General features: G+C 60.5%; 18 protein-coding genes. 6 read left to right on the top strand and 12 right to left on the bottom strand.

Translation table 11 applies throughout. The features are described from left to right. Positions 1 to 132 precede the first annotated feature (132 nt). The 4 genes from DLM_RS07750 (at position 133) to DLM_RS07735 (ending at position 4,891) form a co-directional block, all read left to right on the top strand. Complete coding sequence (locus DLM_RS07750; protein WP_089084208.1) at positions 133 to 861, top strand: GntR family transcriptional regulator; 729 nt, start codon at positions 133 to 135, stop codon at positions 859 to 861. Between the two features lie 172 nt (positions 862 to 1,033). Continuing rightward, a complete protein-coding gene (locus DLM_RS07745) occupies positions 1,034 to 2,290 on the top strand; it encodes an SfnB family sulfur acquisition oxidoreductase (RefSeq protein ID WP_089084207.1) in 1,257 nt (418 codons plus the stop codon). Positions 2,291 to 2,349: 59 nt separating this feature from the next. After that, positions 2,350 to 3,582: an acyl-CoA dehydrogenase family protein gene (locus DLM_RS07740; RefSeq protein ID WP_089084206.1), complete on the top strand. Its 1,233-nt coding sequence runs from the start codon at positions 2,350 to 2,352 to the stop codon at positions 3,580 to 3,582. Positions 3,583 to 3,925: 343 nt separating this feature from the next. Further along, positions 3,926 to 4,891, top strand: a complete 966-nt coding sequence (locus DLM_RS07735) for a sugar ABC transporter substrate-binding protein (protein ID WP_089084205.1) — start codon at positions 3,926 to 3,928, stop codon at positions 4,889 to 4,891. A gap of 142 nt (positions 4,892 to 5,033) precedes the next feature. Here DLM_RS07735 and DLM_RS07730 read toward each other — a convergent pair whose 3' ends face one another. The 9 genes from DLM_RS07730 to DLM_RS07690 all read right to left on the bottom strand — a co-directional run bounded on the left by DLM_RS07730 (position 5,034) and on the right by DLM_RS07690 (position 16,399). Next, on the bottom strand, positions 5,034 to 6,008 hold the full coding sequence (locus DLM_RS07730; protein WP_089084204.1) for an ABC transporter permease: 975 nt from the start codon (positions 6,006 to 6,008) through the stop codon (positions 5,034 to 5,036). Position 6,009: 1 nt separating this feature from the next. Next, positions 6,010 to 6,981, bottom strand: a complete 972-nt coding sequence (locus tag DLM_RS07725) for an ABC transporter permease (RefSeq protein WP_197715531.1) — start codon at positions 6,979 to 6,981, stop codon at positions 6,010 to 6,012. Continuing rightward, positions 6,965 to 8,536, bottom strand: a complete 1,572-nt coding sequence (locus DLM_RS07720) for a sugar ABC transporter ATP-binding protein (protein WP_089084202.1) — start codon at positions 8,534 to 8,536, stop codon at positions 6,965 to 6,967. Before DLM_RS07720 ends, DLM_RS07725 begins: the two co-directional genes overlap by 17 nt. Positions 8,537 to 8,591: 55 nt before the next feature. Beyond that, complete coding sequence (locus DLM_RS07715; protein WP_089084201.1) at positions 8,592 to 9,557, bottom strand: sugar ABC transporter substrate-binding protein; 966 nt, start codon at positions 9,555 to 9,557, stop codon at positions 8,592 to 8,594. Between the two features lie 121 nt (positions 9,558 to 9,678). Next, the gene (locus DLM_RS07710) at positions 9,679 to 11,091 is read right to left on the bottom strand and encodes an LLM class flavin-dependent oxidoreductase (RefSeq protein WP_089084200.1); all 1,413 of its coding nucleotides are present in this window, start codon (positions 11,089 to 11,091) and stop codon (positions 9,679 to 9,681) included. 339 nt (positions 11,092 to 11,430) lie between these two features. Further along, the gene (locus DLM_RS07705; protein WP_167467058.1) at positions 11,431 to 12,885 is read right to left on the bottom strand and encodes an APC family permease; all 1,455 of its coding nucleotides are present in this window, start codon (positions 12,883 to 12,885) and stop codon (positions 11,431 to 11,433) included. A 166-nt stretch (positions 12,886 to 13,051) separates the two neighbouring features. Further along, positions 13,052 to 14,278: an SfnB family sulfur acquisition oxidoreductase gene (locus DLM_RS07700; RefSeq protein ID WP_089084198.1), complete on the bottom strand. Its 1,227-nt coding sequence runs from the start codon at positions 14,276 to 14,278 to the stop codon at positions 13,052 to 13,054. A gap of 253 nt (positions 14,279 to 14,531) precedes the next feature. Next, positions 14,532 to 15,209 carry a 3,4-dihydroxy-2-butanone-4-phosphate synthase gene (gene ribB, locus DLM_RS07695; RefSeq protein WP_089084197.1) on the bottom strand — a complete coding sequence of 226 codons (678 nt, stop codon included), beginning with the start codon at positions 15,207 to 15,209 and terminating at the stop codon, positions 14,532 to 14,534. Positions 15,210 to 15,217: 8 nt separating this feature from the next. Beyond that, entirely contained in the window at positions 15,218 to 16,399 is a 1,182-nt protein-coding gene (locus DLM_RS07690; RefSeq protein WP_089084262.1) for an acyl-CoA dehydrogenase family protein, read from the bottom strand. 408 nt (positions 16,400 to 16,807) lie between these two features. Between DLM_RS07690 and DLM_RS07685 the strand changes: the two genes are divergently transcribed. Both DLM_RS07685 and DLM_RS07680 read left to right on the top strand, forming a co-directional pair. Continuing rightward, positions 16,808 to 18,016, top strand: a complete 1,209-nt coding sequence (locus DLM_RS07685) for an acyl-CoA dehydrogenase family protein (protein ID WP_089084196.1) — start codon at positions 16,808 to 16,810, stop codon at positions 18,014 to 18,016. Between the two features lie 44 nt (positions 18,017 to 18,060). Further along, entirely contained in the window at positions 18,061 to 19,140 is a 1,080-nt protein-coding gene (locus DLM_RS07680; protein WP_089084195.1) for a sigma-54 interaction domain-containing protein, read from the top strand. Between the two features lie 122 nt (positions 19,141 to 19,262). On the opposite strand, the gene DLM_RS07675 is transcribed toward DLM_RS07680, so the two are convergent. From DLM_RS07675 to DLM_RS07665, 3 genes are all read right to left on the bottom strand, one after another. Then, entirely contained in the window at positions 19,263 to 19,985 is a 723-nt protein-coding gene (locus DLM_RS07675; protein ID WP_089084194.1) for an SDR family oxidoreductase, read from the bottom strand. A 213-nt stretch (positions 19,986 to 20,198) separates the two neighbouring features. After that, positions 20,199 to 21,008 (bottom strand): MetQ/NlpA family ABC transporter substrate-binding protein, encoded by an 810-nt coding sequence (locus DLM_RS07670; protein ID WP_089084193.1) that lies wholly within the window; start codon positions 21,006 to 21,008, stop codon positions 20,199 to 20,201. Positions 21,009 to 21,052: 44 nt separating this feature from the next. After that, positions 21,053 to 22,408: an LLM class flavin-dependent oxidoreductase gene (locus DLM_RS07665; RefSeq protein ID WP_089084261.1), complete on the bottom strand. Its 1,356-nt coding sequence runs from the start codon at positions 22,406 to 22,408 to the stop codon at positions 21,053 to 21,055.

The following is a 22,408-nucleotide window of genomic DNA, read 5'->3' as shown; positions in this document are numbered from 1 at the left end:
CTAGTCAGCGCCCTGCCCGGCACGAACCAAGGAAAACAGCAAAGCAAATCAATTTAAGTCATAACCTGTCATGACAGCTTGCCCGGCGTTTGGGCTTATACTCGGCGCAATCCAATCAAGCCCTGCCCGCCCATGACCACATTAGCCACGCCCCAGGCCCTGCATGCCCGCATCCGCGAAAGCCTGCGCAGCCAGATTCTCAGCGGCCATTACGGCCAGCACGACAAACTGCCATCGGAAAAGCAGCTGATGGAAAGCTTTGGCGTCAGCCGCATCACCGTGCGCCATGCGCTGGGCGCACTGGAACAGGAAGGCATGATCTTCCGCATTGCCGGCAAGGGCTGCTATGTGGCCAAAAGCAAACCCGCCCAGACCCTTACCCGGCTGCAAGGCTTTGCCGAAGCCATGCACAGCCAGGGCTATGCCGCCTGCAACCGGGTGCTGAGCCTGCAAACCCTGCCCGCCAGCGAAACCGTGGCCCAGGCATTTGGCGTGGCCGTGGGCACGCCCATGGTGGAGCTGCGCCGCCTGCGCTATCTGGACAATCTGCCGGTGTCGCTGGATATCAGTTATTTCACCCAGGAACTGGGGCTGCGGCTGGCGCGTGAAGACCTGGCCAGCCGTGATGTGTTTCATATTCTGGAAAACGACTACGGCCTGCCCTTGGGCCATGCCGACCTCAGCATAGAAGCCACGCTGGCCAGCGCAGAAGAGGCGCAGCTGCTGGACGTGGCACCCGCAGCCCCGCTGCTGGCCTTGCAACGCATGACCCGTGGTGCCGATGGCGCCGGGCTGGAGCTGGACTTCATCCGCTACCGTGCCGACCGCTTCCGCTACCAGTTGCGCGTGGAGCGCAATTAAGCCCGCAGCCATCAGCGCCCCCTGCTGCGCTGGCAGCAGCCAGCCAGCACACTTGTGCTGATTTACAGCAAAAAGCCGTGTTTTACGGCGCAAAACCACGCATTTTGTCAGGCACGCTTATTGCCATTCCTGTGACATCCCCGGGTATCCGGACTTACACAAGGAATGTGCGATGACTACCTCTCTGGCCGGCCACGAGGCCGTACGTGTCAACTCTCCCGAGCCTTTCGCCGCCCGCCCGCGCCCCACTACCCCGGCGCACATCATCCGCGACGATGCCGAAGCCATCGCCGTGGCGCGTCAGCTGGCCATCCGCTTTGCCCACGATGCATCCCTGCGCGACCGCGAAGGCCTGCTGCCGCTGGCCGAGGTGGACGCCTACTCGCAAAGCGGGCTGTGGGGCATCAACGTGCCCAAGGCCTATGGCGGCGCAGGCGTGTCCTACGCCACGCTGGCCGAGGTGATCAAGATCATCGCCGAAGCTGACTCCAGCATCGCCCAGATCACCCAGAACCATCTGGCCATCAACCTGCATATCGCACTGGATGGCAGCGAAGCGCAAAAGCAGGAACTGTTTGGCCTGGTATTGCAGGGCTACCGCTTTGGCAATGCCTTCTCCGAACTCAACAGCAAGACGGTGGCCGCGTTTGAAACCCGCTACCAGCTTGACGGTGACACGGCGGTGGTGAATGGCGAGAAGTTCTACACCACCGGCGCACTGCTGGCCCACATCGTGCCCATCGTGGCGGTGGGTGAAGACGGCGTGGGCGCACTGGTATTTGCCGACCGTGACACGCCGGGGCTGAGCGTGATCAACAACTGGTCCAGCTTTGGCCAGCGCACCACCGCCTCCGGCGGGGTGAAGATAGAACAGGTACGCGTACCGGCCAGCCGCGTGCTGCCGATTGCCGCCTTCGACACCCCCACCGTGGCCGGGCCGGTATCGCAGATCATCCAGGCCGCCATTGACGGCGGCATTGCCCGCGCCGCGCTGGCCGACACCATCGAGTTCATCCGCTCGCAAAGCCGCCCCTGGCTGGACAGCGGCAAGGACAAGGCCGCCGACGACCCGTTTACCGTTTCCGCCATCGGCCTCTTGGAAATCCGCCTGCATGCGGCCGAAGCGCTGCTGGAAAAGGCCGGCCGCCTGATCGACGCCGCCCTGGCCCAGCCGGATGAAAGCAGCGTGGCACTGGCTACCGTGGCCACTGCCGAGGCCAAGGTGCTGACTACCGAAATTGCCATCGAGGCCAGCAACAAGCTGTTTGAACTGGCCGGCACCCGCGCCACCCTGATTGCCCACAACCTGGACCGCCACTGGCGCAATGCCCGCGTCCACACCCTGCACGACCCGGTGCGCTGGAAATACTTCCACATCGGCAACTACTACCTGAACCACATTGCGCCGCCGCGCCATGCGTGGAACTAAGCCATGACCGGCAGTGCAGCACTGCCGGTATTCGCCATATCGCCATACAGGAAACAACCATGAGCCAACACACCCTGCCGGACGACCTGTCCACCGGCACCGACTACGAAACCCTGGCCCAGCGCTTTCGCCCCATCTTTGCCGAAATCGCCCAGACCGCCCTGCAACGCGAACGCGAGCGCAAGCTGCCGTACGAGCCGATCAACTGGCTGAAACAGGCCGGTTTTGGCGCGGTGCGCGTGCCCAAGCAATATGGCGGCGCCGGTGCCTCGCTGCCGCAGTTGTTCCAGTTGCTGGTGGAACTGGCCACCGCCGACTCCAACCTGCCGCAAGCGCTGCGCGGCCATTTTGCTTTTGTCGAAGACCGCCTGAATGCCCCGGCAAGCCCGGAACGCGAAGTCTGGTTCAAGCGTTTTGTTGCCGGTGAAATTGTCGGTAATGCCTGGACCGAAATCGGCGAAGTGGCCGTGGGTGAGGTCATTACCCGCGTCAGCCGCCAGGGCGACAAATTGCTGCTCAATGGCCGCAAGTTCTACAGCACCGGCAGCATTTTTGCCGACTGGATCGACGTTTACGCCCAGGTGGATGGCACCAACCAGGACGTGATTGCCGCCATCCGCACCAGCGACCCCGGCGTGACGCAAAGCGACGACTGGGACGGCTTTGGCCAGCGCACCACCGGCAGCGGCAGCACCGTGTTTGAAAACGTGACGGTGGAAGCGGAAAACCTGATCGACTTTGCCAGCCGCTTCAAATACCAGACCGCCTTCTACCAACTGGTATTGCTGGCGGTGCTGGCCGGCATCGGCAAGGCGGTGGAACGCGATGTGGCGCAGCACGTGCGCGATCGCAAGCGCGTGTTCAGCACCGGCAATGCCAGTAGCGTGAGTCAGGATGCGCAGATCCAGCAGGTGGTGGGCGAAATCTCCGCCCTGGCCTATGCTGCCGAAGCCACCGCCATCCGCGCCGCCCACCCGGCCCAGCGCGCTTATGAAGCCCGCTTTGGCAACGATGCCGCGCGCGAACGCCAGGCTAATATCGACGCCGAGCTGGAATCGGGCAAGGCGCAGATCGTGGTCTCCGAACTGGTATTGCGTGCATCCACTCAGCTGTTCAATGCGCTGGGCGCATCGTCGGCCCGCGCCGAACTGCTGCTGGACCGCCACTGGCGCAATGCCCGCACCGTGGCATCGCACAATCCGCTGATCTACAAGGCGCGCATTGCCGGTGACTGGGCCATCAACGGCACCGAACCGCCCTATGTCTGGCAGATTGGCCGCGGCAAGGCCTGATGGTTTTACAAATTGGATAATGACAAGGCCCGCGCTTGCGGGCCTTTTTTGATTGATGGCTTATGTGCAGCATGGAAAATCATCTGCGGCAGAATATATTCATGCCAACAATTGCATGATTAGCAGCAGCCATGCAGCAGAATATGCGTGGCTTGCAGCACAGCCAAAGCAATCAATCGCAAACAGTATCAGCAGCAGCCACCTAGCCGGCAGTAATGGATATTGATTAGCGGGCAAAACCCTGACCGTGCAGGGTTTTCAGGCAAAATAAAAATACCTCCCGCGCTGGCATGCATATTGCAATCAAACAGGAATGCAATCCAACACCCCGGAGTAATCATCAATGAGAAGAAAATTCCTGCTATCTGTGCTGGCTATTGCCAGCTCGCTGGCTGCCGCCCCCTGCTTTGCCGAGACAGCCATTCCATCCCTCAGCGGAAAACGCATTGCGCTAAGTACGGTAGGCACCAGCATTTACTATGACAGCCGTGCATTTCAGGCTGAAATTGACGAGGTAAAACGGCTGGGTGGCATCCCCATCACGCTGGATGCCGGACGCAATGACAAGACACTGGTGACACAACTGCAAACCATCGTTGCCCAGAAACCGGATGCTGTCATTCAATTGCTGGGAACGTCCTCTGTGATTGAACCCTGGCTGAAAAAAATCAAGGACGCAGGCATCCCCTTATTTACCGTGGAAGCCGAATCCCGCTACAGCATCAATGACGTCACTGCCAATAATTATACAGTTGGCCTGCAGCTTGCCGAAAAGCTGGTAAAAGACCTGAAGGGCAAGGGGAATATTCTTGTATTCAATGGCTTTTATGGCGTAAAAAGTTGCGGGCTGCGCTACGACGCCTTGAAAAAAGTATTGGAAAAATATCCGGATATCAAAATCATCCAGCCGGAATTGCGTGATGTGATTCCCAATACGGTGCAGGATGCCTATTCGCAAGTCAGCGCACTGCTGAACAAATATCCCAAGGGAAGCGTACAGGCAATATGGGCTGCCTGGGATGTGCCACAGCTAGGCGCAACCAAGGCATTGATTGATGCCAAGCGCAAGGAAATCCTGACGTACGGCGTGGATGGTTCACCGGAAATCATCAATCTGCTCAGCCAGGGCGATGCCCCGATTGGTGCGGTGATTGCACAACAACCGGCGCTGGCCGGCCGTATCGCGGTACAGAATGTCGCCCGTTATCTGGCGGGGCAGAAGAACCTGCCCAAAACCAGCCCGGTACCCACCCTGCTGGCCACCACCGCCAATGTCGCTGAAATCAAACGGATTCGCGGCGACAAATAAAGCCGCAAGCGGAAAGTGTCCTCCCGCCACATCCCCATGCCAGCATGGGGATTTTTCATGCCCGGTCCGGCCTGCCACTGACATCGTCACCAACAAAAAAAGGGCGTCTGCGGGACGCCCTGCATGCCGGATTGCCAGCCGGTCAGACTGCACCACCGCGCCGGGCGCCAAAACTGATCATCAGCACCAGCAGGATGAATCCTCCGGTCGCCACCTGCTGCCAGAAAAAACTCCAGCCAATCAGCAGCAAGCCGTTTGCCACGATATTCAGGAACAGCACCCCGGCCAGGGTGCCCAGCACATTGGCCCGCCCGGATCGGTTCAAGGTGGTGCCGATAAACGTTGCACCAATTGCATTCATCAAAAAGGCATTTCCGGACAATGGCACATAGGAGCTGACCGTGGTGGTGAGCAGGATGCCGGCCACCGCCGCCAGAAAAGCAGCCACCACAAATACCGAGCCGGTAATCCAGCGTGCGGACAAGCCGGTATAGCGCACCACGGCCGGCTGCAGGCCGGTAGCCGTCAGCAAGCGGCCATAGGATGTTTTCCCCAGCACGACAGCCGCCACGGCAGCCAGCAGCAAGGCAAGAAATATCGGCAGCGGAATGCCCAGCAGACTGGTGCCAACCGTGTTGAGCTGTGCCGCATGATCGATATAAATGGGCTGACCGCCGTTGGATAGCAATTGCTGGGTGCTGGTGCCGATAAACAGGGTACCCAGTGTTGCCAGGAACGGGGTGATTCTCAGGTAGCCGGTCAATAGCGCATTGAAGGCACCGGCCAGCAAACCGGCCAGCAAAGCCAGCACAATGGCCGCAGCCGGTGAATAGCCATGATTGAGTGCCAGCACCAGGGCCAGGCCGGAAAAGTCCAGTGCCGTGCCCACCGACAAATCAATCCCCCCGCTGGCCACCACAAAGGTCATGCTGACCGCGGTAATCGCCAGAATGGAAAAATTGTTCAGTAGCAGGCTCTTCCAGTTTGGCAGCGTCAGGAATGCCGGTGCCAGGATTGCGAAAAAAAACACCAGCACGATGATGAGCGCGGGTACCAGCAAGCGTACCCACGCCCCCTCCTTCAAAAGCACCCGATTGTAGATGTGTGCAAGCGGCATGTCAGACCTCGCGGGAACGCAGGAAAGTGGAGGCGGCGACAATGGCCAGAATCAATGCGCCCTGCACCCCATTCACCCAGAAATTGGAAATGTTCAATAACTGGAATCCGTTGATCAGTGCGCCGATAAACAGACCAGACAACAGCGTGCCGCCTATCGTGGGCACAAAACGTCTTGAAAACACCACGCCCAGCAAGGCAATGGCAATCACCGGCAGCAAAAACTCTTGCGAGCCGGTGCTACTGCCACTGAAAAAGACCGATGCACAAATACCGGACAACCCACCGCACACACCACTGATGACATAACTCAGAAACACATAGCGGCTGCTGGGCAGGCCGATGGCCCGCGCAGCTTCGCGGTGCTCGCCGATGGCATAAAGCCGCAAGCCAAAGGGGGTGTACTGGATCAGCAGCAGCAATACCGCTGCAATCAGCAGCAGCAGATAGCCCAGCAGCGGAATGCCAAAGCGGTCACTGCCGGAGAGCAGGTCGATCAGCGGGCTGCTGGCAGGCAGGACGGTATTCTGGGTCAACACCAATTCAAGCCCGGCCAGCAGATTCATCACCGCCAGGGTGGCCAGCAAGGGCGGCAGGCGAAACAGCACAATCGTCAGCCCGTTGAGGCTGCCGGCCAGAGCCCCCACACCAACCGCGCTGACAACGGCAATGGCATCACCGGCACCATGATTGATCAGGGTGGAATAGATGGCGGAAGTAAAACCCAGCGTGGCGGCTACCGACAAATCAATCCCACCGTGAATGACATTCCCGCCACCGGCGATCACCACCACTGTCAAACCAAAAGCAAGAATGCCCAATATCGAAGTCTGGGCAAAAATATTGGCAATATTGGTGAGGCTGAGAAAATGAGGGGCAAAAACGGCAAAAGTGAACAAAACCAATGCAAAAACGATATAAGCCCCGCCCTGAATCAGATGCAGGGCAAGTGGTTTGCTAATTGAGCTGGACACTGACATTCTCCAGGGCTGCTTGTTGTGTGTGGTGGGCGATGGGCGCGGGCGGATTCGCCAAGGCACCGGTTGCCACAGCCAGTATTTCGTCCACATTGGTGTTTGCGGCGGCAACATTGCGTACGATTTCTCCGCGATAAAACACGCCGATGGCATCACTCAGCTTGGTCAGTTCGAGCAAATCCGAGGTCAACAAAATGACTGCCGCGCCCTTGCTGACCAATTCTCCGATCAGGCGGTAGATTTCCACCTTGGCTCCCACATCCACGCCCACTGCCGGTTCGTCAAAGACATAAACGCGGGCATCGCGCTGCAACCATTTGGCAATGGCAACCTTCTGCTGATTGCCACCGCTTAACTCGGACAGATAGGCATCCTTGCTGCTGGTTTTGATGTGCAGTGCCGCAATCAACTGCTCTGCCGCTGCGGCTTCTTTTTTGCCGGACAGGAAACCCAGGCGGGAAAACTGCCGCAAACTGGCCAGGGCAATGTTTTCCGACACAGTCAGACTGGTGGCAATGCCATGCCGACGCCGGTCTTCCGGCACCAGACCGATACCCGCCTTGACCGCATCCGTCGGAGAACTGATACGTACCGGCTCGCCAGCAAGGTGTATCGTGCCGGAATCCGGTTGTTTCAGACCGAACAGGCTCTCCACCACGGCTTTCACCCCGGAGCCAACCAGTCCGGTCAAGCCCAGGATTTCCCCTTGCCGGACGGTGAAGGAAACATTCTGGTAATGCCCACTCAAGCCAAGCTGATTAACCGACAACACGACCTCGCCCAGCGGTACCTTGGCCTTGGGATACATTTCGGTGACATCACGATTAATCATCAAACGCGCAATCTCGGCACTGGAAACATCAACAGGCTTCACCGTGCCAACGTTTTTGCCATTGCGTAAAATGGTGACTTCATCGCATAGCGTTTCTATTTCCTGCAGGTAATGGGAAATATAAATCACCGCAATACCCTGCTGTTTCAAGCGCAGGATGATTTTTTGCAATTGATCCACTTCGCGTTTGATCAAGGCCGCCGTCGGCTCATCAAATACAATCAGCCGCGGGCTGGATAATAATGCCCGGGTGATTTGTACAATCTGCTGCTCCGCCGTACTTAACTCACCAATCAATGCATGGCCGGACAGGGCGATATCAAAGTACTCCGCCAGGTAACGCTCGGCTTCCCTGGCCATTTTTCGGCGATTCAACAAGCCGAACCAGGTTTTTTCCTTCCCCAGAAACAATGCCTCGCCCACCGTGAGCGTGGCTGGCAGCAGCCGGTCCTGATGGATGAAATGAATACCCAGCGCCTCTACGGTAGCAGGCTGCAGATGCGTTACCGGCTGGCCATTCAACAGGATTGATCCGCTATCAGGCTGATACAGACCGGCAAGAATCTTGATCAGCGTGGATTTGCCGGCACCATTTTCGCCAACCAGGCCATGCACCGTTGCCGGCCTTACCTTTAGTGTTGCGCCATCCAGGGCTTTGGTGACGCCAAAACGCTTGCTGATATCCCGTAGCTCCAGCACTGTGTTTTCCGTCTGGCTCATCTGCTTTCTCTTTCTGCCAAGGGTGAGTGAAAACGGTAACGATCCGGCTGCCGCATCAGTCGCCGCGCAAGCGGTTTACCTCGGCCACATTGCCATGGTTTGCCAGCAAGGTTGGTACATAGCTTTCCTTGGGCAATTTATTGCCTGCCAGATACTTGGCGACATTGCGGATGGCTGTTCTGCCAATTTCGGCTGGTTGCTGTGCCACATCACCACCCACCGGGGCTTTGGGGTCGTTCAGCAAGGCCAGCACTTCCGGCGAGCCATCCACGCCATAGGTTTTTATTTCGGTACGCCCCGCCGCAATCAATGCCTTGGTCGCGCCCAATTGCGGTACATCCCATGCCGACCAGATGGCTGCAATACTGCCCTTGGGGTATTTGTTCAACAGCGCCGTCACCTGCGTATAGGCATCCTGTACGGTATTGGGAATCACATCGCGCAGCTCTGGCTGGATGATTTTTAATCCGGGATGGTTTTTCAGGGCAGCTTTCAATTCGTCATACCGGATAGCGCAGACCGGGACACCATAAAAACCGTTGAATACCAGGATATTGCCTTTTCCACCGGTATCCTTGATCAGCTGCTGCGCCAGGTTTCTACCGATTTCATGATTATCCGAGGTGGTATTGTTGATGCTGTGTACTGAAGGCACATCAATGGTAAACAGCGGAATGCCTGCCTGTTTTATTTTCTTCAGATAAGGGTCGATCACGCTGAGGGTGCCCAGGGTTTGCACGACGGCATCAGGCTTTTGTGCAATCACGGTCTGTAATTGGGAAACCAGATTCTTGTCATTGCGCCCGGCATCCAGGGTAATGGGCGTGCCACCCAGGCGTTTGACTTCTGCCACCTGGGCCTGGAAGGCTTTCAAGTCGAAGTAGTGGTCGGTCCCGGTGACGCTGATGGCAATGCGCTTGCCCTTCAGCGACGGTACGGCGGCATCATCGGCATAAGCAGTCAGGGCAACGGCCAGTGCCAGCACGGCGGCGGCCAGTTTGCCAAATGGTTTTTTCAGCATATTGATCTCATTTCCATGGACAGAAGGACAGCCGACCATCCGCCTGTGGCGGGCGGCGGTCGGAATCATGCATGGCAGCCCTGCCACCCCGCGGCTGCGGGCTGCCAGCAGGCTGGTGGAATCAGGCCGGTTGCAGATCCGCCGCGGCAGCCTGCGGGTGTTTTTGCTTCCAGGCTTCGATGTCGCGGTATTGCGCGGCCGGGTGGTTGTCCGGCAATAGCGGGCCGGCACCAAACAGCTTTTCGCGCAGGGTGCCAGGACGGTATTCCGTCTGGTACACGCCACGGCGCTGCAATTCCGGCACCAGGTACTCCACCACGTCCTCGAAGGTTTCATGGGCAACGGCATAGGCCAGATTGAAACCATCGGTATCGGTGGCTTCCACCCAGTCCTGCAGGATGTCAGCCACGGTGGCGGCCGAGCCGACAAACACCGGCCCCAGCCCGCCAATGCCGCCAAAGCGCGCCAGTTCGTCGATGGTCCAGGCCTTGCCGCCATTGGACAGATGCTCCACCGCCGAGATGATGGCGTTGGTATCGACATGGCGCACCAGCTCGGTGGGGGCGTACTGGCCGAAGTCGATGCCGGTCCAGCCGGACATGAATACCAGCGAACCATCGTAGGAGGCATAGCGCTGGTATTCGGCAAACTTGGCCTGGGCCTTGGCATCGGTTTCGTCCACGATCACCGTCACCAGATTGAATATCTTGATCTGCTGCGGGTCGCGCCCGGCGGCGGCGGCCTGGCTGCGCACATCATCCACATAGCGGCGCAGGATGTCCTTGGTGGGCGCGGCCACAAACACGCACTCGGCATGCTGGGCGGCAAAGGCCTTGCCGCGGCCGGATGCGCCAGCCTGGAACAACACCGGCGTGCGCTGCGGCGAGGGTTCGCTCAGGTGATAGCCCGGCACCTCGAAGTATTTGCCCTTGTGGCCGATTTCATGCACTTTTTCCGGGTGGGCGAAAATGCCGCGCTCACGGTCGCGCACCACCGCGCCATCTTCCCAACTGCCTTCCAGCAGCTTGTAAATCACCTCGATGTATTCGTCCGCCACATCGTAACGGTTGTCGTGCCGGCGCAAGCCGCCCTGGCTGATGTTCTTGGCACCGCTTTCCAGATAGGAAGTCACGATATTCCAGCCCACCCGGCCCTTGGTGTGGTGGTCCAGCGTGCTCAGGCGGCGGGCAAAGGGGTATGGGTGTTCGAAGGAGGTGGATGCGGTAACGCCAATGCCCAGATGCTTGGTGGCCAGCGCAATCGGCGCGGCCAGCTGCAGCGGGTCGTTGACCGGCAACTGGGCCCCTTCGCGGATGGCGTGGTAGTTGCTGCCCTGATACACGTCGTAGTAGCCGATTACATCGGCAATGAACACGGCATCAAAAAAGCCACGCTCCAGAATGCGCCCCAGGTCGGTCCAGTATTCCAGGTCCTTGTATTGCCAGGAACGGTCTCGCGGGTGGGTCCACAGGCCGGGTGACTGGTGGGCCACGCAGTTCATTTCAAAGGCATTGAAGCGGATGGTCTTGCTCATTGCAGTTCCTGTCAGGGTTGAATGATTACCCGGAGCAGATTGCAAGTTCCATACCCGCAAACCACGGCATTCATCATCATTTCCGCTAAGCAATCCATTTTTTATGCTGTTTGTTATTTTAAATTTATCTGTTTATTTTCAGCATCTTAAAATAACAAGCTAAAGTAATTTGCCATTAATTCTTCAGATTTCACTTTAACTATCACCTCAGCCCACCCGACTGGCTGCTGCCCTGTCAGCAGCAGGCCAGCAGCGCATGCGGCACAGGCAGCAGGCCGCAAAAAACGGCCCGCCAGCGAGCCGTTTTTCAATTTTGAAGCAACACGGACACACCTCACCTCACTCCTGCTGCAACTCCTCCTCGATGCCACGCAGGCGTGCCGGTGCCAGCAGCTTGAGCGCGACAAACCACGCCAGGCCCAGGCCTACCAGCAGCAGGAACACATAAGGCAGCCAGGCATACACACCGCTGGGCAGCGGATAGAAACTGCCCACCAGCGGAATGGCCAGCAACAGCACCGACACCAGGCTGATCAGCACATGCTGCGGCTTGAGCCTGCCCTGACGGCGCAGATACAAGGGCGCGCCCACCGCCACCAGCACGTAGGCCAGCAGATAGCCATAAGTGGCCACCGAGCTGAGATAGCCGTAGGAATCCAGCAAGGCCGTGCCATTGGCGGTAAAGATCAGCCCCACGATCAGCGCCAGCACCACCAGCAGCGTGACGGCGATATGCGGCGTGGCATTGCTGGCATGCGCCTTGCCGGTGGCCTCATGCAGCAGGCCCTGACGGGCAAAGGTGTAGACAATGCGGGCGGCAGCATTGATGGAGGAGAAAAACGCGGCGAAGAAGCTGAGCGCCACCCCGGCATCGATGATCAGGCCAAAACCACCCAGACCCAGGCGATGCGCCAGGATGGACAGCGGGCCATCGGCCTGGTCCAGCCCCGGATGCTGACCATGGAAGGCCGCCACCAGCGCATAGGACGCCAGAATGAACAGCAGCGCCGGGCCGACAATGCTGATGATGACCGCGCGCGGAATGGCTTTGAGCGGCGATTGCGCCTCGGCACCCAGCACGGTGGCGCTTTCAAAACCGGTAAAGCTGAAGAAGGCCAGCATCATGCCCAGGCGCAATTGCTCGGGTTTTACCCCTTCCAGCGCGATCTGGGACTGGTCGACATGGCTGCTGCCGCTGAGCAGATAGGCAATCAGCACCACGACAATCAGCAGGATGGTGAGCAGTTCCACCAGCAAGGTAAAACGGGTGGACAGCCGGATGTCGCGGTAGGCAATCGCCCAGGCCGCCAGCGCCACCACCACGGTCAGCAGCAGGCTGACGGCCAGTGGCGGATGGGCGGCAATCAGGCCCAGCTCACGCGCCAGCACCAGGAAGGTATTGACCGTGCCTTGCAGGATGCCTGCCGCCCCCACGGCATAGGCAATCAGCAAGGACCAGCCGCAGATCACCCCCCAGATGGGGCCGATACCCTGCGAGGCATAGGCATACAGCGCACCGGGCGAGGCCGCGCTGCGGGCAAACAGGGTAATGCTCCAGGCAGAGAACAGCAGCGCCACGGTGGCAAAGGCATAGGCCAGCCAGGTGCCGTTACCGGCGGTGGCAAATACGGCCGGCACCAGAATGCCTACTCCGCCGGACACACCGACCAGTCCGATGGACTGCGCCACCAGTTCGGGCAGGCGCAGGTAATTGCGCCGCAGCGTGCCGCTCTGGCTTTCTGTCTGGGCGGCCGGGCTGTCCAGCACCGCCTCGCCTTGAGTGGAGTGAATCATGAAACACCTCTTGATGGTTGTTGTTGGCTGACAAGTCACCGGCACCGTCACCCTGCCCCGGCGCGCAAGCGCCATGCAGCAAGGATGCGGCACGGTCAACAGCCGGTATGGCGGATGGGCATGGCGGCTCCGGCGGCCCGCAGTACGCGGGCCGCATGCGTGGTGATCAGTTCCAGGAATGCCGTGCCGGCTTGATGCCGTTCAGCGTGTAATTGCCAATGGCGTGGTACTTCCAGCGCACCGGGTCGTGCAGGGTGTGTACGCGGGCATTGCGCCAGTGGCGGTCATAATTGAAGCGGCCCTGGGTGGCCTTGCTGCCGCCCAGCTCGAACAGCTTGCTGGCGGCCAGCAGCGAAATTTCCGTGCTGGCAATCTTGGCCAGCCCCACCGCAATGGCTGCCTCTGCCACGGAGTCTTCGGTCGGCTCGGCCTTGGCAATGTCGATAAAGCGGCCAGCCCGCTCCAGCAGCGCTTCTGCCGCTACCAGCCGGTATTGCAGATCGCCAATGGCGACGATGGTCAGCGGGTCGTCCGCCGCCCGCTCCACCCCGCTGTCTATCCATGGCCGTGCCTGCTGGCGCACAAAATCCACGGTATCGGCCAGCGCGGCGCGGGCAATGCCCAGGTCGATGGCGGCGGTGGTGATCTGGGCGAACGGCCCGGCAAAAGTGGGCCGGTCGTAGGAGCGGTGGGTGTAGAAAATCTGGAAAGGCTTCAGGCGCACCTGCTCGGCAATCACCGTGCCACTGGCCGTGGTGCGTTGGCCAAAACCGCTCCAGTCGTCCACCACGGTCAGGCCGGGCGTGCCTTGCTCGACAAAGGCCAGCAAGGCCTTGCCCTCTTCATCCACCGCCAGCACCGGCACCCAGTGCGCATACAGTGCGCCGGTGGCGTAGAACTTGCGGCCATTGAGCACATACTCGTCGCCATCGCGGCGGATGGTGGTCTGGATATCCAGCACCGTCTTGCCACCGGCTTCGGAAAAGGCATTGCCATAGCGCTGGCCGCGCAGCACCAGCTCAAAGAAGTAACGCTGCTGCTCCGGGCTGCCTTCCAGCCGGATGTCTTCCACCAAGCAATAGTGATTTTGCGGAATCTGTCCCAGCGACGGGTCTGCCGCCGAAATGATAGCAATCACCTCGGCCAGCGTGACGGCAGATACCTCGGCACCACCAAAGGCACGCGGCACGGTGATGCCCCACAGGCCGCTGCGCGAGAACAATTCCACCTCGTCAAACGGCAGCTTGCGTTGCTGATCGCGCAGCGCGGCCTGCTCGGCCAGTTGCGGCGCCAATGCGCGCGCCACTTGCAGGGCTTCGGCATCATTACGAATCACCGGCACGCTATCCGGCGTGCTGACGGGGGATGTGGTTTCCAGTACGGCGCTGCTCATGCTGCGTTCCTTGTGGGCCACCAGTCAGTGACAGGCAGCGGGATGGCGAAATGGTCAGACATCTCACTGCAAACAGCATGCCAGTCATTTTTTTGTTTTATTTCAAATACTTGCAAAAATCTTAAACAGCAAGCCACTGAACCGGCAGCAGCAAGCTTGCTGCACGGCTGCTGCCATTCCAGCAGGCACAAACCCCCTGTACATACAAAAACACCCGCCGTAGCGGGTGTGAATGGCAAAGCGGCAGACCAACTCAGACAGGCACTCCCACAGCAGTTGCGGCCAACGCCGCCATTTCGGTACGTTCGCGATAGGCAATCAGGTCGGCAATGGTGATGATGGGCAGGCCGTGCTGGCGGGCAAACCGTAGCAGCTCGGGGCGGCGCGCCATGCTGCCATCGTCATTGACGATTTCGCACAGCACCCCGGCCGGGGCCAGCCCGGCCAGGCGCGACAGGTCCAGTGCCGCCTCGGTGTGTCCGGGGCGCGCCAGCACCCCGCCCGGCGCATAGCGCAAGGGGAAGATATGCCCCGGCCGGGCAAAGTCGCCAGCCGGAATGCGGCTGTCCGCCAATGCCCGCAGCGTGGCGGCGCGGTCGGCGGCGCTGATGCCGGTAGTGGTGCCGTGCAGGTAGTCCACGGTCACGGTGAAGGCGGTGCGCTGCGATTCATTATTGCTGCTCACCATCAGCGGCAGTTGCAGTTGGTCCAGCCGCTCGCCGGTCAGTGCCACGCACACCACGCCACTGCTGTAACGCACCAGAAAGGCCATCTGCTGCGCGGTGATTTTTTCGGCGGCGATGATCAGGTCGCCTTCGTTTTCACGGTCGGTATCGTCCACCACCACGGCAAAGCCACCGGCGGCAATGGCGGCAATGGCTTGTTCCACACTGTCAAAATCGTCTTCAACTGCTTGCAGGTTCTGGGTCATCTTGGGTCTCAGGAATAAAACGAGGGGGTCGGGTACTGGCCATTCAGTGCCCAGTCACCCAGCTCTTGCAGCTTGTAATCCAGCGGATCGTGCAGGCTGTGTACGCGCAAATTGCGCCAGAAACGGTCCAGCCGCAGCGCGGCGCTGGTGGCGCGCGCGCCGGTCACGTCGAAAATGCGGCTGGTCAGATCCAGCCCGCTGCGGCTGGCATGCACCTTGGCGGCGGCTATCTGCAAGGCCAACTGGCCACGGCCAGCTTCATCCAGCGCATCGCCCTGCTGCCAGGCGGCATCCAGTTGCTGACCCGCATGGTCGGCCAGCAAGCGGGCACCTTCCAGTGCAGCCTGGAATTCACCGTAATGCAGCAGGGTGTAAGGGTCCTTGTTGGCCGATTCCGCCAGCGAGGCGGGCCACAGGCGGCGCTGTTCCAGCGTATAGCGCCGGGCTTCGGCCACCGCGCCTTCGGCAATGCCCAGATAGATATTGGTGAGGATGAGCTGGGCAATCAGCGGACGCAGGCAGGCGCGTGGTGTGGATAGCGGGCCGGGTTGCAGCAGCAGCTCGTCCGCCCCCACCCACACCTGCTCGAAACGGGCAGAGCCGCTATCGGTCTGGCGCTGGCCGATATTGTCCCAGTCCTGATGAATGTGGACGCCGGCCCGGCGGGTGGGGATCACGGCAATCAGCAAACCGCCCTGCCCGGCGCGCAAGGCCGAGGCCAGCAGCATGTCCGAATCGGTGGCGCCGGAGCAGAAGCTCTTGTCACCATGAAAGCGGTAACCGTCGCCATCCGGCGTGGCCAGCGTGCGGGTATCCAGCGGATTGAGCGCATTGCCCCAGAACCAGCGCTCGCGCACGGTCTGCTCGAACCAGGGCTGCCATTGGTCGGGCCGACCAAACAATTGGGCGGTGGCCAGCAACAAGTGCTGAAAGGCAAACACATGGGCCACCGAGCTATCCACCCGCGCCAGTTCGCGCACGATGTGCAAGGTGGTGCTCCAGCTCTCGCCCAGGCCGCCGAATTCGCGCGGAATGATCAGGCCAAGCAGCCCGCTGTCGCGCAGCGCATCGCGTTCGGCCTTGGGCGTGCCACCTTGCTGGTCACGCGCCACGGCGGTGCGGGCAAAACGGCCGGCCAGTTCGCGGGCAATGGCCAGCGGGCTGTCCGGAGCAAGGGGTTGGCTAGTCATGCAGCCTCCCGCCCTGGCGGTGCTGCTTGCGGCCAGATGAAACATTTTTGCTGCTGAATAAATGAATAAGCATGAGATTACCTGCGGCTGAAATTAAACCGGGTGCGGTTTTGCCAGACAGGCATTAGCAGATTGCATGCCAGGCAATTCAGCCTCATTCATGCTGAATCCGGCCAGTTATTGCTGCTGCAGCAGCAATTCATTCATCAGCGCTGCTGCGTGTACAGCAGCCAATAAACACGGTGCTGCAGCAGCAGCAGCACTCAAAAAACGGATATCGGCTGCCATCTGCCGCTAATTCGAATTCTGCATATATTCCTGATAAATCCTTGGTTTACAGCAGCTGATTGGCACGGTTAAAACTGTTGCCAATGTGTCAGATAGCACACCGTATAAAAGGATGAACGCTTGAACCTGCCTCACCACCTGCTGGCACCCTCGCCCAGCGCCAGCACTCCCGCCTCGGCCCTGCTGCTGGCGCAGCAACTGGCTGCCCAGTTTGCGGCTACCGCAGCAGAACGCGACCACGCCGGCGGCACGCCCAAGGCGGAACGCGACGCCATTCGCGCCAGCGGGCTGCTGGGCCTGTCCATTGCCAGCGAGCTGGGTGGCCTGGGTGCCAACTGGCAGCAAACCCTGCTGGTGGTGCGTGAATTTGCCAAGGCCGACAGTTCGGTGGCGCATGTGTTTGCCTTTCATCACCTGATGCTGGCCACAGTGGAGCTGTTCGGCCAGCCGGAACAATGGCAACCCTGGCATGAAATCACCACCCGGCAAAACTGGTTCTGGGGCAATGCCCTCAACCCGCTGGACGAGCGCACGGTATGCAAGCGCTTTGACGGCTGGCAGGAGTTTTCCGGGCAAAAAAGCTTCTGCTCCGGCGCGCTGGATTCGCAAATGCTGGTGGTTTCCGCCCGACAGCAGCACAGCGGGCAATTGGTGGTGGCGGCCATTCCCACTGGCCGCAGCGGCATCAGCGTGCAGCAGGACTGGAACAATATCGGCCAGCGCCAGACCGACAGCGGCAGCGTGAATTTTGAAAAAGTGCGTATCGAAAACAATGAAGTGCTGGCCAATCCCGGCCCGCTTACCACGCCGCGCTCCTGCCTGCGGCCACTGCTGGCGCAGCTGATTCTCACCAATATCTACCTGGGGATTGCCGAAGGCGCATTCGAGGAAGCCCGGCACTACACCTTGCACGAGGCGCGCCCCTGGCGGGCGGCTCAGGTGGACCACACCCACGAAGACCCATACATCCTTGGCCATTACGGCGAGTTCTGGGTGGGGCTGGAGAGCGTGCGCGCCCTCACCGACCGTGCCGGCAACAGCATGGTGGCCGCACTGGCACGCGGCGAAGCACTGACGCAGGAGGAGCGTGGCGAAGTGGCCATGCACATTGCCGCGGCCAAGGTGGCCGCCACCCGGATGGGCCTGAACCTGGCCTGTCAAATGTTTGAGGTCACCGGCGCGCGCGCCACCCATGCCGGACTGCGTCTGGACCGGCACTGGCGCAATCTGCGCACCCACACCTTGCACGATCCGGTTGATTACAAATTAAAGGAGTTAGGGGAATGGGCTTTGATTCGCAACTATCCGACACCGACGTTTTATTCCTGAAACCCGCGTCGGCCCGCAGGGCCGAGCCAGCCCAAGGCCCGGCCATGCCCCTGATCACCCTGCCTAACCGGCAAAGCCTCACCACCTCCATCCGCGCCACGGCACAAGTGTTCGAGGACCCGCTGTCCACCGCCCTGCTGGCCCGGATACAGCTGATTGCCCCCAGCGACGCCAATGTGCTGATCATCGGCGAAACCGGCACCGGCAAGGAGCTGATTGCCCGTCATGTACACGCGCTGAGCCAACGGGCCGACCAACCCTTTGTGGCGGTCAATTGCGGCGCGTTTTCCGAATCACTGGTGGAAAGCGAACTGTTCGGCCATGAAAAAGGCGCATTCACCGGCGCGTTTGCCGCCAAGCCCGGCTGGTTCGAAGCGGCCAATGGCGGCACGGTGTTTCTGGATGAAATCGGTGACTTGCCGCTGAACATCCAGGTAAAGCTGCTGCGCATCCTGCAGGAGCGCGAGGTGGTGCGGCTGGGCTCGCGCAAACCCATTCCCATCAATGTCCGGGTGATTGCCGCCACCAATGTGCGATTGGAAGAAGCCGTGGCCGCCGGCCATTTCCGCGAGGACCTGTTCTACCGCCTGCGGGTGGCGCATCTGGCCCTGCCTGCCCTGCGCGACCGCCCCGGCGACATCCTGCCGCTGGCGCGGCATTTTGTGGATGAATACCGCCAGCGCCTGGGCTATGGCGATGTCGCGCTGCATGCCGATGCCGAGCGCAAACTGCTGCAACACCCATGGCCGGGCAATATCCGCGAACTGGAAAACGTCATCCACCATGCTTTGCTGATCTGCAAACAGAATGTGGTGCGCGGTGAAGACTTGCAGCTATCCTCGCTGCAACTGAACCGCCGCAACGAGCGCCACAGCACACCGTCAAACCCGGCCCACAACAGCCACGACGCAGACCAGGGCCACCAGCAATTGCAGCAAGCCTTGCAGGCGCTGTTTGAAACCAATGGCAGCAATCTGTACGAAGACATCGAAAGCACCATCATCCGCGCCGCCTACAACTATTGCCATCGCAACCAGGTGCAGGCCGCCCGCTTGCTGGGCATCAGCCGCAACATCATCCGCGCGCGGCTGATCCGCCTGGGGGAAATCAGCGCGCTGCGCTGAGCGTTACTGACAAAATACCTGCGGCACTGGCACGCCTTGCATCAGGGTGCCATGTTCTTACACGCCACGCCAAGGCCGGGCAACACTCAGGCCCAGGCAGCGCCGCCGTGCAGGTGCAGCACTCAGGCCCAGGCAGCACCGCCGTGCAGGTGCAGCACTTCGCCGTTCATGCTGCGGTTGTGCATCAGGAACAGCGCCGCTTCGGCAAATTCAGCCGCCTGCCCCAGCCGCCCCAGCGGCAAGCCGGCTGCCAGCGCCTGCAGCCGCGCCGCATCGTCCCCCAGCGCGGCGGCAAGCAAGGGCGTTTCCATCGGGCCAGGGCTGATGACATTGATGCGGCGCGGCGCCAGCTCGCGCACCAGGCTGTGCGCCAGGGTTTCCACCGCGGCGGCAGCCACCGCCGCCATCGCCTTGCCCGGCTGCGGACGCTGCACCACCATGCCGGAAGTCAGGGTGATGGACCCTAGCTCTGCCATGCGCGGCAAGGCGGCACGCAAGCAATGCACACTGCCCCAGAAGCGGCTGTCCAGATTGCGCTGCAAATCAGCCATCGTGGACTCCGCCAGCCGCCCCGGACTCAGTACCGCCGCAGTCACCAGCAGGTGATCCAGCTGCGGCAGGCGGGCAAAGAACTGTTCAATCGACGCCGCGTCCAGCACATCCACCGGCCAGCCGATGGCAGATTTTCCCAGCAGTGCCAACGCCTGCTGCAAGCGCTCCGGCTGACGCCCGCCTATCACCACCTGTGCTCCGGCTTGCACCGCGGCCTGTGCGGCAGCCAGCCCCAGCCCGGAACTGCCGCCCACCACCACCACGGTTTGTCCCTGCAATGATTTGTCTTGCATCACCCTGCTCCTGCTTTCAGTGAAAAAACTGATGCTAAAGCCGGAGGAGCAGGGTTTATCCCAGCCTTTTCCTGTCTGCAAATTGGCTATGTCTGTAAATATCCCAGGCAAATGGCAGACATGGCGTCAGACACATCCCGGCCAAGCCAGGCTTGGCGACGTAAAAAAGGCATTGCCGCAGCAATGCCTTTTTGCCTGGTTCCGAATGAACACCTATTTTTGCCAGGCTAGGCTGTAGAGCTTGTCGTTATTGGCATAGGACTTACGAATCTGCGCCTTTACTGCTGCTGAGTTCTGGTAGATCTGTACAAACTTCAACAGGCGCGGGTCACGGGCATTGTCTTCGCGGGCGACAAAGCGCAGTGCATATTGCTCGTCATCCTTGCCGGAGAAGATCAGCGCACTGCCGGGGTCAAACGCATGGGCGGCCACGATGAAGTGCGGATAACCCTGCGCCAGATCCACATCATTCACCACCCGCACCAGCTGCGGGCCTTCCACTTCCACAAACTCCAGCTTGCGCGGATTGCTGACAATATCACTCAGCTTGCCACGTGCGCCCACGCCGTCACGCAGCTTCACCAGCCCGGCCTTTTGCAGCAACAGCAAGCCACGGCCCTGATTGATGGGGTCGCTGGCAATGGCCACCTTGGCACCGGTTTTCAACTCGCCAAACTGTTTGATGCGGCTGGAGTACAAGCCGATATTGGCCAGGATGCCCAAGCCTACCGGCTTGAAATGATAGCCCTGGGTCTTGATGACATTGTCCAGAAAAGCCTGATGCTGGAAGTAATTGGCGTCCAGATCCTTGCTGGCCAGGGCCACATTGGGCGTGGTCCAGTCGGAAAACTCCACCACATCCACGTCCAGCCCCTGCTTTTTCGCCTCCTGCGCCGCCACCTGCACCGAGTCGGCATAGGCCCCCGGTGTAACACCAATCTTCAATGCCGCCGCCAGTGCGCCTTGCGCCAGCAGCAGGCCGAGCAGCGCCAGCGCGCCCAGTTTCTTCTGGTGATGCTTCATGATTTTCCCTTGAGTGTGTGATGTTGTTTTGGTTTCTTGTCGCGTCAGCGTGGCCGGTAGCCCGCCGCCGCATGGCGCGCCGGCAGGCGGTCTCCCTCGGCAAACAGCTTGTGACGCAAGCTGCCTTCGGCATAGGCCGTCTTGTAACTGCCGCGGTTTTGCAGTTCCGGAATCACCAGATCGATAAAGTCTTCGTAGCTTTCCGGCGTCACGGTGCGGGACAGGTTGAAGCCGTCCACGCCCACCTCGTTGACCCAGCTTTCCAGCTCGTCCGCCACACTGGCGGCATCCCCCACCAGCGTCGGGTAACGACTGCCCAGCCGGAAGCGTTCCAGCAGCTTGCGCCGGGTCAGCTGGTTGGCGGCGGCGGTTTTGGCTGCCGACTGGATGGCATTGCTGCCACCGTATTCAATCGGGTCGTCCAGGCCATAACGGCTGAAGTCCACTCCGATGCTGCTGGCAAAGTGGGCAAGGCCCGCTTCCGCGCTGGCGTACTGCCAGTAGTCGTCAAATTTTTCCTGCGCCTCGGCCTGGGTTTGTCCCACCACGGCGGCGATGCCGATGAAGATTTTTACATCCTCGGCACGGCGACCGGCGGCCACCGCCTGACGGCGGATGTCCGCTACCAGTTGGCGCGTCTTGTCCTTGTCCTGCGCGGCAATGAAGATGCCCTCGGCATGGCGGGCGGCAAACTGCTGGCCACGGTCCGAGCTGCCGGCCTGAAACAGCACCGGGGTGCGCTGGCGCGATGGCTCGCACAGGTGGTAGCCATCCAGTTGGTAGAACGGCCCTTGATGGCTGATGCGGTGGATGCGGCTGACATCGGCAAACACCCGCGCCGCCTTGTCGCGCCGCACTGCCTCGTCTTCCCAACTGCCTTCCCACAGCTTGTACAGCAGTTCCAGATAATCATCGGCACGGTCGTAGCGCTGGTCGTGTGCGTCCTGCGCCTGCAGACCCATGGCGCGCGCGCCGCTGTCCAGATAGCCGGTGACGATATTCCAGCCCGCGCGGCCAGCGGTGAGGTGGTCCAGCGTGGACATGCGCCGGGCAAACAAATAGGGCGGTTCGTAGCTGAGATTGGAGGTGACGCCAAAGCCCAGATGCTGGGTCACCGCTGCCATGGCAGGCACCAGCAGCAAGGGGTCGTTGACCGGCAACTGGATGGCTTCGCGCGCGGTCAGGTCTATCGACTGCTGGTACACATCGTAGACACCGATGATGTCGGCGATGAACAGGCCGTCAAACAAGCCGCGCTCCAGCGTTTTGGCCAACTCGGTCCAGTAGCCCAGGGTGTTGTAGTCCACCGAGTTGTCACGCGGGTGGGTCCACAGGCCGTGGTTGATGTGGCCGACGCAGTTCATGTTGAAGGCATTGAGCAGAATCTGTTTTTTCGCCAT

It is taken from the genome of Aquitalea magnusonii, assembly GCF_002217795.2.
GTDB classification, from domain to species: Bacteria; Pseudomonadota; Gammaproteobacteria; order Burkholderiales; family Chromobacteriaceae; genus Aquitalea; species Aquitalea magnusonii_B.
The sequence above is the reverse complement of the archived record's forward strand: the minus strand, read 5'-3'. Positions and strand labels throughout refer to the sequence as shown.

Bases quoted from the DNA above. Each gene is read 5' to 3' on its own strand.
- DLM_RS07730 (WP_089084204.1), bottom strand. From the start codon at position 6,008: ATGCCGCTTGCACACATCTACAATCGGGTGCTTTTGAAGGAGGGGGCG.
- DLM_RS07710 (WP_089084200.1), bottom strand. From the start codon at position 11,091: ATGAGCAAGACCATCCGCTTCAATGCCTTTGAAATGAACTGCGTGGCC.
- DLM_RS07690 (WP_089084262.1), bottom strand. From the start codon at position 16,399: ATGACTAGCCAACCCCTTGCTCCGGACAGCCCGCTGGCCATTGCCCGC.
- DLM_RS07715 (WP_089084201.1), bottom strand. From the start codon at position 9,557: ATGCTGAAAAAACCATTTGGCAAACTGGCCGCCGCCGTGCTGGCACTG.
- DLM_RS07680 (WP_089084195.1), top strand. From the start codon at position 18,061: ATGCCCCTGATCACCCTGCCTAACCGGCAAAGCCTCACCACCTCCATC.
- DLM_RS07675 (WP_089084194.1), bottom strand. From the start codon at position 19,985: ATGCAAGACAAATCATTGCAGGGACAAACCGTGGTGGTGGTGGGCGGC.
- DLM_RS07735 (WP_089084205.1), top strand. From the start codon at position 3,926: ATGAGAAGAAAATTCCTGCTATCTGTGCTGGCTATTGCCAGCTCGCTG.
- DLM_RS07750 (WP_089084208.1), top strand. From the start codon at position 133: ATGACCACATTAGCCACGCCCCAGGCCCTGCATGCCCGCATCCGCGAA.
- DLM_RS07665 (WP_089084261.1), bottom strand. From the start codon at position 22,408: ATGGCGAAAAAACAGATTCTGCTCAATGCCTTCAACATGAACTGCGTC.
- DLM_RS07670 (WP_089084193.1), bottom strand. From the start codon at position 21,008: ATGAAGCATCACCAGAAGAAACTGGGCGCGCTGGCGCTGCTCGGCCTG.
- DLM_RS07700 (WP_089084198.1), bottom strand. From the start codon at position 14,278: ATGAGCAGCGCCGTACTGGAAACCACATCCCCCGTCAGCACGCCGGAT.
- ribB (WP_089084197.1), bottom strand. From the start codon at position 15,209: ATGACCCAGAACCTGCAAGCAGTTGAAGACGATTTTGACAGTGTGGAA.
- DLM_RS07740 (WP_089084206.1), top strand. From the start codon at position 2,350: ATGAGCCAACACACCCTGCCGGACGACCTGTCCACCGGCACCGACTAC.
- DLM_RS07705 (WP_167467058.1), bottom strand. From the start codon at position 12,885: ATGATTCACTCCACTCAAGGCGAGGCGGTGCTGGACAGCCCGGCCGCC.
- DLM_RS07720 (WP_089084202.1), bottom strand. From the start codon at position 8,536: ATGAGCCAGACGGAAAACACAGTGCTGGAGCTACGGGATATCAGCAAG.
- DLM_RS07745 (WP_089084207.1), top strand. From the start codon at position 1,034: ATGACTACCTCTCTGGCCGGCCACGAGGCCGTACGTGTCAACTCTCCC.